This is a genomic window from Thermogutta hypogea (genome assembly GCF_055386265.1).
Genome location: NZ_AP042425.1, coordinates 2,010,463 through 2,025,933 on the forward strand (window position 1 = coordinate 2,010,463; position 15,471 = coordinate 2,025,933).

The following is a 15,471-nucleotide window of genomic DNA, read 5'->3' on the forward strand; positions in this document are numbered from 1 at the left end:
CGTATATTGGCGGGATTGCACGCCGCCATCCGGCGCGTGCGTGGTGCGCCGTCCGCCTCGCATCTCGGCATGGCGCGAGGCGATCAACGAAACTTCAGTCGCATTCCAGGGCGTATTGTGAACGGTCCATCCAACCACAACATCCCGAGTCGAGAAGAAATCGCGGAGCGGTACTTCGCGCAACTCCCCTACCCTCCCTATCCGATGCAAGAGGACGCCCTGCTGGCGTGGTTCTCCAGCCGGCAAGGCGTGCTGGTGTGCGCCCCCACCGGAACCGGCAAGACGCTCATCGCCGAGGCCGCGCTCTTCGAAGCCCTGCACACCGACACCGTCGCCTACTATACGACGCCGCTCATCGCGCTGACCGAGCAGAAGTTCCGGGAAATGCAACAGGCGGCCGAACGATGGGGCTTTCGGAGGCAGGACGTGGGCCTTGTCACGGGCAATCGACGCGAGAATCCCGACGCGCAGATCCTGGTGGTCGTAGCCGAAATCCTCTTCAATCGCCTTCTTCACCCCGACGTTTGGGACTTCAGTTGCGTCAGTTCCGTGGTGATGGACGAGTTTCATAGTTTCAACGATCCGGAACGCGGCATCGTGTGGGAATTCACCCTGGGGTTGCTTCCGCCGCACGTCCGCACCCTCCTCCTCTCCGCAACCGTCGGCAACGCCCCCGAATTCTTGTATTGGCTCCGCACGTCTCACGGGCGAGACCTGGAATTGGTTGCTAGCACCGATCGCAAGGTGCCTTTGACTTTCCAATGGGTGGGCGACTGTCTGCTGAACGAGCAGATCGAGGGCATGGCGGCGGGCCGTGAGGAGGAGCGCCTTTGCCCTGCCCTGATCTTCTGCTTCAACCGCGAGGAATGCTGGACCATCGCCGAGCAACTCAAAGGGCGAGGACTGGTTACCAAGGAGCAACAAGCGGCCTTGGCGGAATACCTGGACCGCGAGGATTTATCGCGCGGCGCCGGCCCCAAGCTGCGCCAGTTGCTCCTGCGCGGCGTGGGCGTCCACCATGCCGGAGTCTTGCCGAAATACCGCCGCCTGGTGGAAGACCTGTTCCAACGCAAGCTCTTATCCGTCGTGGTATGCACGGAGACTCTGGCCGCGGGCATCAATCTCCCCGCTCGCTCCGTGGTGTTGCCCTCGCTGGTGAAAGGGCCGCGCGACCGACGCCGGCTCATCGACGCCAGCTCGGCCCATCAAATGTTCGGTCGGGCGGGCCGGCCCCAATTCGATAGCCAAGGCTACGTCTTCGTCTTAGCCCACGAGGACGACGTCAAAATCGCCCGCTGGAAGGAAAAATTCGACCGGATCCCGGAAGACACCAAGGACCCCCAACTGTTGCGGATGAAAAAAGAGCTGAAACGCAAGATGCCGCAACGGCGTCCCGAGGAAACCTATTGGAACGAAGCTCAGTTTTGGAAGCTGAAAGAGTCGCCGCCCGCGCGCTTGGTGAGCCGCGGCCATCTGCCCTGGCGACTTCTGGCATACATGCTGCAAGCGTCGCCCGAGGTGGAGCCGATTCGCAGGCTGATCGGAAAACGCCTTCTCGACAGTTCGCATCGCGACGCCGAATTGCGTTATCTGGATCGGATGCTTCTCACCCTCTGGCGAGCGGGACACGTGCGATTGGAGCCGCCTCCCCCGGTCGAAGCCGCGGAACCGCCGCGACCGAAAAAGATCGACGTGGATCGGACTTCGTGGGAGTTTCCGACGGACAAGCATGCCGCCGACCCAGAGACCGACGCAGAGGACCCGGCATCGACGGGATACTCTCCCGCCGCTGCATTCCCCACAGAAACCCTTGCGCAACTCACGCTGTTTCGTAGCGTGCATCCTCTTTACGGCATCTTTCTCATCCACCAGTTGGGCGTTGCCGACGACCAGGAATTGCTCCAGGCCGTGGAAAGCGTGCTGGAATTGCCGCGTTCGCTGCGCAACTACGTTCGCGTGCCGTCCTACGACGATTTGCCCCCCGGTCCGCTTGCCACGCAGCGGTTGGATCCCCTGCTTCTCCATTTGGGCCTGGCCTTGCCCGATCAATTGACCGGCCGGAAGGACGACGAAGACGAAGAAGAAAAAGAAGACCGTCGCCGACGACAGCGTCGCGGCTTCGCTGAAGAGGCGCCGCGCGTGTTCACCTTGGCCGAAAAGTTGGAACTTCTATTCCGCCACGACTACCCCGACGTCCAAGACATGAGAATCTGCCCCGTGTGGGTGGCGGGAGAATTGCTCGAATTCGGCGGCGAATTCCACAAGTACATCTCGGCAAAGAGTCTGCAAAAGCAAGAAGGCATCATCTTTCGGCACCTTTTGCGGTTGATCCTGCTGCTCGGCGAGTTCAAGCAGCTCTGCCCGGCGGAGCTGACCGGCGAAGAGTGGACGGCTCGCCTGGACGGTTTGATCAGCGTATTTACCACAACTTGCCGCGAGGTCGATCCCACGAGCACGGAAAAGGTGATTGAGCAAATCGAAGGCGAAGAAGTCCCAAGCGACGTTTAGGTTCCGTCCGTTCGCGGCGGGACCGGCCGCGGCGAGCGGCGGACCGGCATCCGGACAGCCTCAACCCGGATCGCGATTCGCGCCCTGGATCCTGCGCCCGCGTAAAATGAGTTTGGTCCTGCAAGCTTCGAGCGGAACTCCGTTGCTACTCGTAGCAACTCGCAGCAACGGTCACGACTTCGGTGTGCCGGATTTGGCGCAGGGGCAGCCTTGTCGAGGAAGTGATTCCGGCGAATCATCCATGATCAGGGGACGGCAAACTCAATGAAAAAACTCTCGGTCGGTGATAAGGCTCCGGATTTCGAGACCCGGGATCACAACGGCCAACCCGTACGGCTTTCCGATTATCGCGGCCGCTGGGTGGTGCTATTCTTTTATCCCAAGGACAACACGCCCATTTGCACCCGCGAGGCTTGCAGTTTTCGGGACGCGTACGAAGAATTCTTGGACTTCGGTGCGGTTGTGCTGGGTGTCAGTGCCGATCCGCCCGAGAGCCACGCCCGCTTCGCGGCGCAGCACCGGCTGGGTTTTCCCCTCTTGACCGATGACGGCTCGTTAAGTCGCCTCTTCGGCGTCCGCAAGCTGCTGGGAATCTTACCGCGTCGGGCCACCTTCGTGATCGATCCGGAGGGCACCGTCGCCATGGTGTTTTACGCGGATCTATTCGCCGCGGCGCATGTCCGGCGGGCGATGCAGGCGATTCGCAGGGCTTCGGGCTGAACCGACGGCGTCGAAAGCCGAGCTCGCGTCTCAGCTCGCCCTTTTCGAGGATTGCGGCGCGATCGGTCCGCCGCCTTCTTGCAACAGGACGGCTTCCCATGCGCGGAGAGACTCCCGCCATGCATCCAGGCTCTTCGTGGGATAGTCGGCGGGCCAACCTCCTTTGCGAAACTCTTCACTCACTCCGGAGTCACCGATTTCCCGCCGCCAGTCCGCCAGCGCCTTTCGCATCCGCTCCAGAACGTCGGCGTAGCGCGGATCGCCGGCCAAGTTCCGAATTTCGTACGGGTCCTCGCGCAAGTCGTACAGCTCCTCCTCCGGCTTCGACGGCTGCATGAAGGCATCCTGCTCGGGAGAAAGCCTCCCTTCCAAGTGCATAACATTCAGTAACGCCAGAATGGGATATTGCCTTTCCTTATACTCGTTGTATTGGCAGTAGGCTCGCTCGGGCATGAGGTTGAGGATGTACTTGAATCTCCCGTCTTGGCAGGCCCGCATGGCGTCGTGCGTATCGTCCATTTTGTCGCGTGCGGTGAAGAGGTATTCTCGTGCAACGTGATGCGGATCCAAGAGATCGCGTCCTTGCATCCAGGGCGGAACCCCCACGCCGGCGGCGGCGATGATCGTCGCCGTAACGTCGATTGCGCTAACCAATTCCTCGCTCACCTTCCCAGCCGGAATTTTGTCCGGCCAACGCATGATCAACGGAACGTGGGTGCCCTGCTGATAAAGAAACTGCTTACCACGGACTTCACACCGCCCGTTGTCTCCCATGAAGATGACGAGCGTCTTGTCGAGCAAGCCTTCGCGCCGCAAACGATCCAGGATTTCTCCCACCAGATCGTCCATCCGCTGGATTTCCTCCAGCCCATTGGCGATGTCGCGTCGGGTCAGCGGCGTGTCGGGGTAGTAAGGCGGCACCACTACCTTGCCGGGATCAACAGGCCGATTCGGATAATGATGCCAGGTGCGATGCGTATTGGCCAAGGTTATTTGGACAAAGAAAGGTCGGCCCCCAGCTTCGGACCAGTCCTTGCCCGGAAACAATGTCGCCGGGTCGTGTTCGAAGTTGAGATCAAGCTTGTTGCTTTTCATCAAGGCGGTGAAGTAACCCGATTGCTGCAGCAGAATGGGAAAGGTAGTGACGGGCGGAGGCAAGGGCTTCTTGTCCGCCGTGCGATGTTGGTGCGCGGCAATCGCATTCTGATACATCCCCGTCATCATGGCGCTGCGCGAAGTGGAACACACGGGAGCCGTCGTGTGCGCGTTTCGGTAGAGCTTTCCTTCGGCGGCTAATCGATTCAGGTTCGGCGTTTGGACGTAATCCACGCCGTAGCAACCGAGATCGGGGCCGATATCCTCGGCGAGAATCCAGACGATATTGGGTCGCGCGTCACTCTCTCCCGCCGCCGGGCTCCCCGCTCCCAACGCCGCCCAAAGCACGACCATGACCGCCGGCAAGCAGGGCCCCGGCCGCCGGAAACCGCGCGACGCGGGCGGAAAGGGCCTCCCAGTGATCCGGAACATGACCTCGCCTCCTCGTAACTCTCGGATTTTCGTGAGCATCATGCACAGGATCTGTCCCGTGCACACGGTCGGCCGGCGGGCAAAGGGCAACACGCTTGCAGGGAAGGTCGCGCGGTCCGCAACCGGACTCTCCGTGACGGCGACGCCTCGACCGCAACCGGCGCATGCGTTATCTTAGACGTTTTTAATGCAGTTGGCACGTCGGGCCTGCGCATCTCCCCGGATGACGACGGCGGTTGCAGTGCGCGACTTTCCTCGCTCGACCTCGCCTACACGCTCGCACGCTTTGGAGTGAAGACCATGGCAGATGGTGATTCGGCACTTCGGTATGACGCATCCGGCGTGATCCTCGACTCCACCGCCGGGACGTGGGACCGAGAAACCGGCCTGCTACCCGACGACGTCCAGTGGATTTGGCCGCGTCTCCTCGCCTGCCGAGACGAAGTCCTGGCCGACGTGGAGACGAAGATTCAAGGACGGCCCGTACCGCCGGAAAAAGAGCCGCTGGATTCCCGCTTCGTCGATCTTCCCGAACGTTTGCTCGGTCCCGAGAGCGGCCTCGTTGATCAATGGATCGCTACCGCGGATCGCTTCGCTGCGCAATTGGATCGGGTCGTCGTCCTGGGGATCGGCGGTTCCTACATGGGCGCTCGGGCCATGTTCGAGGCCTGTTGCCACCCCTATCACAACGAGTTGCCGCGGACAAAACGCAACGCCCGACCGCGACTCTACTTCGAGGGCAACAACGTCGATAGCGACGCCATGCGCGGCCTTTTGGAACTGCTGGAATCCGGCGGTTCGGACTGGGGCCTTGTGGTCATCAGCAAGAGCGGTTCCACGTTGGAAACCGCCGTGGCCTTTCGGGTGTTCGTGGACGCGCTTCGATCCGCGGCCGGCGATCGGTTCGCGGAACGGATTTTGGCCGTAAGTCAACGGCAAAGCCGCCTGTGGCGATTGTGCGAGGCTCTCGGCGTACCCCAACATCAACTCTTCGAGTTTCCCGACGACGTAGGCGGCAGGTTTTCCGTGCTGACGGCCGTCGGACTGCTTCCGGCCGCAATCCTGGGTTTGGACGTTCGTGCCCTGCTCCAAGGCGCCGCCGCCGCAAACACCGCGTTTCGGCGCGACACCTTCGAAGAAAACCCGGTCTTGGCCTACACCGCGGTCTGCCACCTGATGGAGCTGCGACGGCATGCCGGGATTCGCGTCTTGTCCACATGGGGAAAACGATTAGAGGCCGTCGGCTTGTGGTACGATCAGCTACTTTCTGAAAGTTTGGGAAAGAACGGTCAAGGCGCTACCCCGTTGACCGTGGTGAATACTCGGGATCTCCATTCCCGGGGGCAACAGCACCAGGAAGGGCGTCGCGACAAGCTATTCACCAATCTTTTCGTCCAAAGCCCGTCGCTCTCACCCGTGTCATTGCCGCGATGGGACAACGATCAAGATGCGCTGAATTCGCTCGCAGGCAAGCAGGTTTCGGAGGTTCTTGACGCAGCGAGGCGCGGGACGAAAGACGCCTACGCCCAAGATCGCCGCCGGACCGCCGAGATCGTCATACCGCGTCTGAACGAACGGGCATTGGGCGAACTGTTCCAAATGCTCATGCTCGCCACGGCCGTGGAAGGTCGCCTGATCGGCATCAATCCGTACGGCCAACCCGGCGTCGAGGCCTACAAACGCTGTATGCGGTCATACTTGCAGGCGGAGAGCACTTGACGCCGAGCGTCAGGTTCGGCTTCGCCGCCGGGGCGGGCGACGCTCCACTCGGGCGGTTGACTTGCCCGATAGGATTCATCGACCGTTTTCTTGGTTCATGGGATAGGAAATCGCAGCCGAAAGGAACTCTTCGGGACAGGTTTTTCAACCGCTTCGGCTTGGTGGAGGAGGGCAACCATGGCTTCGGAATTGCGCTGGCTGGGACACGGCACTTGGTCGATTCGGACGGGCACCACGCATATCATCCTGGATCCGTTTCTGGATGATTCGCCGGTGGCGCCCGTCAAAGCAAGCGACGTACCCGCCGACTATATTCTCGTCTCGCACGGCCATTTCGATCACGTGGCCGACGTGGAAAAGATCGCCAAGCGAACGCGAGCTACCGTCGTCGCCAACTTCGAGATTTGCCAATGGCTCAATGCCAAGGGGGTCGAAAGGACCCACGCCATGAACATCGGCGGCGGCTACGACTTCCCGTTCGGTCGCGTATATCAGACGATCGCCCATCACACGTCGATGTTGCCGGATGGAGCCTACGGCGGGCAACCCTGCGGCTATCTCTTGACGCTACCGGAGGGCAACGTCTATTTCGCCTGCGACACCGGCCTGTTCTTGGACATGCAGCTCATCGGCAATCGCGGAATCGCCTTGGCCTCGCTTCCCATCGGCGACAATTTCACCATGGGCCCGGACGACGCCCTGGAAGCGGTGCGACTGCTGCGTCCCAAGCGGGTCGTTCCGGTCCATACGAACACATGGCCGCTGATTGCTCAAGACCCGCACGCTTGGGCGGAAAGAGTCCGCCAAGGGGGCCTCGCAGAGCCCGTCGTGTTGGAGCCGGGCGGAAGCATCGTATTGGAGTAAACCGTGCCGCAGTTCGCCGCGGTCACGAACCCGCGGTCGCGAACCTCCCTCCGCGGGCCGGCGGTTACCGTGTGTGGCCGCAATCGCCGCATCCTTCGGTGTCGCCGGAGCGCGAATTGCTGTCCGGCGGGATCGCAACCTGGATCGCGCCGTCCACGATGCGAACTTCGTACAGCGGCGCGCGCAGATTGGGTACGTCTTCGCATACCCCGTCTTTAAGACGAAACGCCCACATGTGGCGGGGACAGATGATGGTCCCCTCCCACAGTTGACCGGCGCTCAGCGAGTCGCCCATATGGGGACAGAGGTCGCTCATGGCGTAGACCTCGCCTTGGACGCGGAATAACGCGATATCGTGCCCATCCTTTTGCACCAGAAGGCTCCCGCCGTCCGGCAATTCGTCCAAGTGTGCAACCGTGATATAGCGTTTGGCCGGCTTGCCGGAGGATTCCATTTCGTGCACCATGGGTTGTGCCTTCAAAGCCGTTGTGTGATCGCAAGCTCCGCCGTTTTTTGATTCTCGTCGCCCGGTTATGTCGGGAGTCGACGGCGGCGCTTTTGCGAAGAGGTTTTCCCGGCATCCCTACGAGAGATGCCGCCGAGGCATTTCCGTGTTTGAATTCTACTCGTGTGAACGATCACGGTAAAACGGAGAGGACGCCGTGCGAACGAATCCGCTCAAGAACAAGCTCCTGCAAGGCAAGCCCGCCTTCGGAACTTGGCTGACGCTGGCCGACGAATACATCACGCGAATCCTCGCGAAGCGCGGTTTTGACTGGCTTACGATCGATTTGGAGCACGCCGCGGTCGACTGGAGAACCGCCGCGTCGTTGGTGGGCTGGATCGCGGAATCCGGCGCGGTTCCTTTCGTGCGAGTCCCCTGGAACGATCCGGCTCATATCAAACGCGCGTTGGATTTGGGGGCCTTCGGCCTGGTGATCCCCATGGTCAATACGGCGGAGGAGGCCGCCGCCGCGGTGCGAGCCGCGAAGTATCCGCCCATGGGCGACCGCAGCGCCGGTCGAGGGATGCAGACCTTGACGTTCCATACCTCTTTTCAAGAGTACCTACGCCACGCCAACGACGCGATTTTCATTGCGGCCCAAATCGAAAGCGGTCGGGCCGTGCAGCACGCCCGCGCCATCGCCGCCGTTCCCGGCATCGACGCCCTTTTCATCGGCCCCAATGACTTGCGACTACGTCTGAGGGAACACGAGTCGACGGTCCGGCCGGATGCCTTCGAGACGGCGGTGCGTGAAGTCATTCACGCGGCCCAAGAGGCCGGCTGCGCGGCGGGCGTTCATGCGGCCGACCCTCACGAGGCCCGCCGCTATGCGGACCAGGGCATGACGTTCATCGCGGTGGGAAGCGATCTCGCGATGTTCGAAGCGGAGGCCGACCGTTGGCTCCGTCTCTTGGCTCCGCCCGAAGGAACCTGTGAGGGCGAATCCTGATCGAAGGGCGGAATCTCCGGGGCGACGGAAGACGGCGTCTCGGGCCGCGCGAAGTTGCCGCACATCAGGCGGTGATTCCCCGCGTCAACACCATGAATGCCGTCTCCAAGTTGATCTCCTCTTCGCGGAAGAGCGTCAGCCGGAATCCCGACTGCACCAAGATCTCCGCCAATTCGCTGTAATCGACGTCGTTGGATTTCAGCGCCACGCGCAGCCGGCCGTCCCTCACGTCCAAGGACTCGAGGGCGGGATGCCCTTCCAGGCGGCGCGCGGCCCCATCGACATCGTCGCGGACGCCGATCCATAAGACGATCTTCTCGCGGACGCGGCGGAGCACCTCTTGCACATCCGCGCAAACGACCAGTTTGCCCAACTCGATCATGCCGACCTTGTTGCAAATGTCCGCCAACTCCGGCAAGATGTGGCTGGACACCATGATCGTCTTATCCATCTCGCGCAACCGTTTGAGCAGGGCGCGAATCTCGATCCGCGCTCGAGGGTCTAAGCCGCTCGCCGGTTCGTCGAGGATCAGAACCTCCGGATCGTGCAGCAATACCCGTGCCAGGCCCAGTCGCTGGGTCATACCGCGAGAGAGACTCGTGACGAAGGCGTCGCGCTTATACGTCAAATCCACCAATTCGAGCATCTCTTCGCAAACTTTTCGCCGGCGGGGGCCGTGAATACGGTAGGCGGAAGCGAAGAACTCGAGATACTCGATCACCTTCATGTCGTCGTACACGCCGAAGAAATCCGGCATGTAGCCGATCAACCTGCGGATTTCCTTCGGCTGCGTGTAGATCGAGCAATCGCATACGTAGGCCTCGCCCCAGGTCGGCTGGAGCAGCGTCGCCAACATCCGCATGGTGGTCGTCTTGCCCGATCCATTGGGTCCGATGAAACCGAAGAGGTCTCCCCGGCACAATTCCAAGGTCAATCGATCGACCGCCCGCTTTTCGCCGTAAATCTTAGTCAAGTCAACCGTCTTGACCACCACCGGCTTGACCTTTTCCTGGACGGTAGGGCCGATGGGAGCGACGGACGTTTGGGCATGTGAAGGCGTCATCTACCGTTGAACCTGCTTTACGGAAAGGATTCGTTCCAATCGAATGATGCAACGCCGTTTGGCACGTCGTGCTCGCCGCGGCGACTACTCCACACCTTGAGTAAGGGTGCCGACTTCCGCTCCTCGAACCGGCAAGACTGCGCGAACGTAGGCCAGCGAATCATACTGCGGCGGTCGCCGGCCGGCAGCGCCCCGCGGGTGAATCGCGACCGCGCCCTTCGCGGGATCAAGGTCGGCCCTTGCCAGCAGCACCGCGTTTCCGTTTTCCAGCCAATCCGTCGCGTCGAGGTAGGCGTATTGGGCATTCCACAGTCTCACATATCCGTCACCCCCTGCCGCGCGATAGAACAGCATCATCCGCAAGATATACCAGACATCACGACTCGACCGATCGTATGGCGCCACGACCTGTCTTGCTTGCTGCTGAACGCCTTCCCCCACCGTCTCCACGCGGCGATCGTTGAGCCAAGATCGCAGCTCACGGCGGTCCTCACCGACGCGGGGTCGCCATGAGGCCCCCGGCTCCAATCGCCCCACGAAATAAACCCAACCGCGATAAAGAATCACGGCATCATCCAGGGCGAAGGGAAACGTATTCGTCACGGTTCCGTTCAACAACTGTTGGCGATCGGAAAGCTCGGTTTCAAGCACAGGCTTCTCCGGTTCGCCCTCAATCACGGCCGAAACCGCACGGGTCGCCTTGGCCGCCGCCGGCAATCCCTCCAACTCGGCGAAAGGTCCTGCCTTGCGAACCGTGTAATTCCCCACAGATTCGCTGACATCCAGGGACGCCCCTTCCATTCCACCGAGTCCCCGGCCCGGCGAGGCAAACCATCCCACGGATGCGGATGTCGGACGCAAACCGAGGCCGCTCCAGCACTCCGCGCTCGGCTTCACGTCGAACAACCCCTCCTTGGGCGTGAAGAAATCAGCCCAAGCGATGGTCCGAGCCCGCCCGCCTTCGACATCGACGTCCAGCAGGCTCACCTCGTTTACCAGGACGCCGCCCCCTTTCCACTCCTCCCCGAGTTTCCAGGCAAAGAGGCAGACGGCTGTCAGCATCACGGGAAAGGTCAACCAGGTCCAGCGTCGATCAGGAAGGTACCGCCCCAAAATCAAGTAGTCCAAAGGGCCGACCAGCACCAGATACACGCCTAGTAGAATCGCCACGGTCGAAAAAGGCACGAACGTGACGCCGGGGAAACGCTCGAGTGCCGCGTGCAATTGTCCCGACAAATCATTGAACCCGTGATGCATCAAGGTCCGCTGCTCGCCGACCTGGCCGCCGTGGTTTTCCGCGCGGTCCAGCAGCCGTTCCAGCAGGCGATCCTTCTGCGACCACTCGCGGATGGCCCGATGCGACAGGTCCACCGTGCAAAGAACCACCGTGCCGAAACCGTACTGCCTCCGCAGCACCAAAGGAATGTTCCCCTCTTTGGCTGAAACGATCCCTTGAAACCCCGGAACCTGCACGGCCTTGAGGAAGGCTTCACCGCGGCGAACCACCAATGGTCGAGGGCTTTCGGCGTAGGTCTCCAAAGCCGCGGTCTTCCGCAACTGGATACTGCCCGCAATACCGCCCGGGATGGCCCAGTCCAAGACTTCCCCCGGGGCAAAGAGATGGGCGGCAGACTCATCGACGCTCAAAACCAGACGCCCACCCGAGGCCACCCATTCCCGTAAACCCTGCCACACGTCCCCGCACCGAGATGATCGTTCGCGAAATCGAGTGTCCGCTCCCATGGTGAGCAGGACGGCGGAGACCATTTGATAAGCCGCGGGGTTTTGCGGCAGAGCTTCCGGGGTCGTGATCGTCACCCAGTGAATCCCCCCCGAAATCCGCCCTTGGCGGTTCTCCGCGATCGGCGTGGGCCCAATCTGAAGGATGACCGGCTGTTCAAACGTCGGTCCTGTCGCGGCAGGGCCGACCAGCGAGCGATTCGACTGAACGCTGTGCCGTAGCGTGCGGCCGTCTTCTAGATGCCATTCGACGGTGACGGCGGCCCCAGGCCTGCCTAAGCGCACCAGCGATTCCACGGTCCGCGTTTCGCTGCCGTTGAGCTGGACTCGGCCGAAGGGATACCTGCAAACCGCTCCCTCGCTATCCGGGCAAGAGACGACCAGTTCCCCTGCCCCGCCCGTCGCTCCGCCCGAAAGCGTGACCCAAATCGGCATCCAGAAACCCGGTTTCCATACGCCGCCCCAGCCAAGCTCCACTTTCGCGAGGTGAACGTCGGCATAAATTTCCGCTTTCGCCCGTGCCTCTGGAGCAGCATTCCCCTCTGTTACCGACACGCCAGCAACAAGCAATCTCGCCCCCCCAGCAATGAGGGCAATTTCGGCAAGGAGAGCGGCAAGAAGAGGCAGGAGTTGACGAAAATTCACCGGTTTCACTTACGACCTAGTTTCATTCGGAAATTGGATTCCAGGACACCCCTCTATGGGGCGGCATGGGACAAGCAATACACGCCCCTGATTTGCGATCCATCGGCACGGAGTAATTGTCGCGGACCGGTCACCCCAACTTTACGCAAGATTATCCCCGCGGTTCAGACAAAGTCGCGTTCTTCCGGTACCACCTTGAGCGGCTACGGCTTGCCCCCGTCGGGACACACGCAGACAAACTTGCCACAGCCCGGGCAGCCGCTGCCATATTTTTTCCTCAGCGCCTTTGTCAAATCGATCTGAGCCACATTGGCGATGGTAGTCAACCAAGCAATCACGTCCGCGAACTCGGCTTCGCGTTCTTCTTGAGTACCGCTACGGAGTGCCGCTGCCAGCTCCCCGACCTCCTCCATCAGCCACATGAACGTGCCGTCGATACCGCGGGCCACATCCTTGGAATAATACATCCGCCGTATCAGCGTCTGGAAATCCGAGAAGCTGATGTTCGGGGCGGCCGATCCCTCCGGGTTGTCGGCGTTTTCACTTCGCGAAACGGCGTTCTCCGTCATCATCCCCTCCCCGTCTCTTCCATTCTTCGCCAAATCGCCCACAGCGACCATCCCGGAACCAAGGCTCACCATGGGCGATAACGATGGCCGGAAGACCGCGAAAGCTATTCCGCCTTTCCGCTCCGGGAGTTCATCCGCTCCCTGCGTGGGTGGGGGGCGGCCGGAAAAGGTCGTTCACCCAACAACCAGGCCACCACCTCCGCCAACCCCTCCTGGTCGTGAGTCGGGGCCACGTAGTCCGCGGCTTCCTTAACGACCGGCAAGGCATTGCCCATCGCAATCCCCAGCCCCGCCTCCCGGATCATCGGCAGATCGTTCACGTCATCTCCCACCGCGCAGACCGCGTCCAAAGGCACACCGCGCAGGGCTGCCACGGTTCGAACCGCCGTCCACTTGTCCACCCCCGCAGGGGCGATTTCGCAAAAGAAACCCTCATAACGCGGACTTCGCAAAACATGCGTCACATATTGAGCGGGAAACGTCTCGTGGATCGCGTGCTCCACCCCCAACATTGCATCGCGGTCGCCGATCGTAAAGGCTGCGAAGACCTCCGGCGGGGGTTCCTCTTCGATCCGCGGCCAATAACGCTCGCAATCCGGATTGGCTCGAAGGTAGTCCTGCAAATAGCCGTTGGGAGGATCCCCCGGGTCCAAATAGTAATCGAAGCCCTGATCGAAGGTATCGCCCAGGAGAACCGGCTGAAACCCAAGCCTGCGAAGGAGGCATATCAAGTCCCGCAGGCCGGCTGGGGAAAACTCAGCCCGAAAGAGCGTCTGATGGCTCACGGGGTTTTTGACGATCGCCCCGCTGGAAGCAATGACGGGCACTTCCAAGCCGAGCGATTCCACAAGGGGCAAGGCTCTGCTGTATCTTCGGCCGGTCGCCAAAACTACCTGTAGCCCCGCCGTCCCGGCACGACGAATCGCCCGGCACGTGGTTTCCGTGAGACGGTCTTGACTATTGACCAACGTACCGTCGATATCCACAGCCAGCAGACGATAATCCAACATAGCGAGCACAAAGGAGTGAAGCAAAAGGGTGAAGACGATGAGGGACGCCGACTGTGTTGGGGTATGATCGCAATATCACGACGCCGTTCGTTCCGGCAATCCAGATCGAACGCCACGTCCGGATGTTTTATGCCCCGGCCAAGTCCATGGGGAATAACCATCCGTCAATTTACGCTATGAAGCCACCCAGGAAAACGCCCCTTCCGCAAGTAGAGCGGACGTCGCTTGTGTTTCGCCCGTGCCCCGCCGGTTCGCCGGTCTCGATTTCGCGTCCGCGGTGCGCGACTCCGTCCGGAGCTTGTTCCAAAATGACAAATCGCGTACCCTGTGGAAGTCGGGAGTTGCACACACGACGCCGGACGAGTCGCATCACGATCGCTCGAGCGGATCTCCCAACAGCACGGATCGCCGCCAGCCGCGATCGTCGGCAAACATTGCGTCGCCCCTGGAGCGTCTCTCTTAGCGAAAACAGATCGACACCCAGCACCGAAATCGAAACACATGGATCACGTGTTGCCTCCGCAATCCCTGCCTTCGGACGCGGACCTCGTCATGGTTTTGCACAACCCCAGAGCGGGCAGGCGTTCTTCTCAGCGGCAATTGGACGGTCTTCTGCGAGCGATTCAGGCCTACGGTTACCGCGTCGAGGTCTCCACCGATTTGGCACAAGCGACCGAGACCGCCAATCGGCGTCACGAGCGCGGGGATTTGCGTTGCTTCGTGGGCTTGGGAGGCGACGGCACCGCGTTGGAATTGATCAATCGGTGCGCACCGGGAGTACCTTTGCTGCTCTTTCCCGCCGGAACATCCAATCTTGCGGCATTCCACCTCGGCATCAGCAAGAACCCGAACACGGCCGCCCGCCTCGTTCATGACGGCCGCATCCTGCATTTGGATGCCGGTTCCGCCAACGGTCGATTATTCTTGGTAATGGCAAGTTGCGGGTTTGACGCGGCAGCCGTGGAAATGGTCCATCGTCGACGTCTGGCGGGTTACCGGGGCGGCCACGGCAGTTTCCTCAGTTTCATCGGCCCGATTTTCCAGCTCATGCGAACCTATTCCTTTCCCGAGCTTTCGGTCACCTACACGCTCCACGACGAAAGCGAGGTCAAAGCGATCGGTCCCGTGGCTTGGGCGTTCGTCTTCAACCTGCCCAAGTACGGCTGGGGGCTGCCGCTGACTCCAAAAGCCGACGGCACCGACGGTGAATTGGATATCTGCACGTTCGAACGCCGCGGAGTCGCCCGCGGGCTTTGGTATACCGCCGTCAGCCAACTCATGCTCCACCCCAGGCTTCCAGATTGTCGTCTGGCCCGCGCGCGGCGGATTCGCATTACGGCGGCGGAGCAGGTCAGTTACCAGCTCGATGGCGACCCGGGAGGGATGCTACCCCTCGAAATCGAGGTCTTAGCGCGGCGAGTCCAAGTCGTCGTGCCGGCTCACACGGCCGCCAAGTGGAAATCGCGAACGTGGGATGCCGAATTCGTCCCTGGGCAAGCCGGTAAAATCCGTAGTGAAAAACCCGCATGACGGAACCCTCCGGGCATACGGAACCCTCCGGGCATAAAGGACTTGTGTTCACACATGCCCTTTGCGGCCGGACAAGCATGTGCCGGGTCCGGTCGCATGCCTGGCTTTTTTGTGGGAGGTGT

General features: G+C 61.2%; 12 protein-coding genes. 6 read left to right on the forward strand and 6 right to left on the reverse strand.

Features of this window, described 5'->3' with window-relative positions:
* Positions 1 to 117 precede the first annotated feature (117 nt).
* Both ACZ5B4_RS07210 and ACZ5B4_RS07215 read left to right on the forward strand, forming a co-directional pair.
* Positions 118 to 2,508: a DEAD/DEAH box helicase gene (locus ACZ5B4_RS07210; RefSeq protein ID WP_464913756.1), complete on the forward strand. Its 2,391-nt coding sequence runs from the start codon at positions 118 to 120 to the stop codon at positions 2,506 to 2,508.
* Positions 2,509 to 2,772: 264 nt separating this feature from the next.
* Positions 2,773 to 3,228, forward strand: coding sequence for a peroxiredoxin (locus tag ACZ5B4_RS07215; protein WP_464913757.1), 456 nt, complete (start codon positions 2,773 to 2,775; stop codon positions 3,226 to 3,228).
* A 30-nt stretch (positions 3,229 to 3,258) separates the two neighbouring features.
* On the opposite strand, the gene ACZ5B4_RS07220 is transcribed toward ACZ5B4_RS07215, so the two are convergent.
* Positions 3,259 to 4,755: a sulfatase family protein gene (locus ACZ5B4_RS07220; protein ID WP_464913758.1), complete on the reverse strand. Its 1,497-nt coding sequence runs from the start codon at positions 4,753 to 4,755 to the stop codon at positions 3,259 to 3,261.
* A gap of 300 nt (positions 4,756 to 5,055) precedes the next feature.
* On the opposite strand from ACZ5B4_RS07220, the gene ACZ5B4_RS07225 reads away from it, so the two are divergent.
* Positions 5,056 to 6,474, forward strand: a complete 1,419-nt coding sequence (locus tag ACZ5B4_RS07225; protein WP_464913759.1) for a glucose-6-phosphate isomerase — start codon at positions 5,056 to 5,058, stop codon at positions 6,472 to 6,474.
* A gap of 177 nt (positions 6,475 to 6,651) precedes the next feature.
* Positions 6,652 to 7,338: a metal-dependent hydrolase gene (locus ACZ5B4_RS07230; protein ID WP_464913760.1), complete on the forward strand. Its 687-nt coding sequence runs from the start codon at positions 6,652 to 6,654 to the stop codon at positions 7,336 to 7,338.
* Positions 7,339 to 7,402: 64 nt separating this feature from the next.
* On the opposite strand, the gene ACZ5B4_RS07235 is transcribed toward ACZ5B4_RS07230, so the two are convergent.
* The gene (locus tag ACZ5B4_RS07235) at positions 7,403 to 7,804 is read right to left on the reverse strand and encodes a Rieske (2Fe-2S) protein (RefSeq protein WP_464913761.1); all 402 of its coding nucleotides are present in this window, start codon (positions 7,802 to 7,804) and stop codon (positions 7,403 to 7,405) included.
* A 196-nt stretch (positions 7,805 to 8,000) separates the two neighbouring features.
* Here ACZ5B4_RS07235 and ACZ5B4_RS07240 point away from each other — a divergent pair, with 196 nt between their 5' ends.
* Positions 8,001 to 8,792: an HpcH/HpaI aldolase family protein gene (locus ACZ5B4_RS07240; protein WP_464913762.1), complete on the forward strand. Its 792-nt coding sequence runs from the start codon at positions 8,001 to 8,003 to the stop codon at positions 8,790 to 8,792.
* Between the two features lie 64 nt (positions 8,793 to 8,856).
* On the opposite strand, the gene ACZ5B4_RS07245 is transcribed toward ACZ5B4_RS07240, so the two are convergent.
* The 4 genes from ACZ5B4_RS07245 to ACZ5B4_RS07260 all read right to left on the reverse strand — a co-directional run bounded on the left by ACZ5B4_RS07245 (position 8,857) and on the right by ACZ5B4_RS07260 (position 13,819).
* On the reverse strand, positions 8,857 to 9,855 hold the full coding sequence (locus ACZ5B4_RS07245; protein ID WP_464913763.1) for an ABC transporter ATP-binding protein: 999 nt from the start codon (positions 9,853 to 9,855) through the stop codon (positions 8,857 to 8,859).
* 84 nt (positions 9,856 to 9,939) lie between these two features.
* A complete protein-coding gene (locus tag ACZ5B4_RS07250; RefSeq protein ID WP_464913764.1) occupies positions 9,940 to 12,030 on the reverse strand; it encodes a hypothetical protein in 2,091 nt (696 codons plus the stop codon).
* 413 nt (positions 12,031 to 12,443) lie between these two features.
* Complete coding sequence (locus ACZ5B4_RS07255) at positions 12,444 to 12,812, reverse strand: MazG nucleotide pyrophosphohydrolase domain-containing protein (RefSeq protein ID WP_464913765.1); 369 nt, start codon at positions 12,810 to 12,812, stop codon at positions 12,444 to 12,446.
* A 101-nt stretch (positions 12,813 to 12,913) separates the two neighbouring features.
* A complete protein-coding gene (locus ACZ5B4_RS07260) occupies positions 12,914 to 13,819 on the reverse strand; it encodes an HAD-IIB family hydrolase (RefSeq protein ID WP_464913766.1) in 906 nt (301 codons plus the stop codon).
* Between the two features lie 501 nt (positions 13,820 to 14,320).
* Between ACZ5B4_RS07260 and ACZ5B4_RS07265 the strand changes: the two genes are divergently transcribed.
* Positions 14,321 to 15,349 (forward strand): diacylglycerol/lipid kinase family protein, encoded by a 1,029-nt coding sequence (locus ACZ5B4_RS07265; RefSeq protein ID WP_464913767.1) that lies wholly within the window; start codon positions 14,321 to 14,323, stop codon positions 15,347 to 15,349.
* Positions 15,350 to 15,471 lie beyond the last annotated feature (122 nt).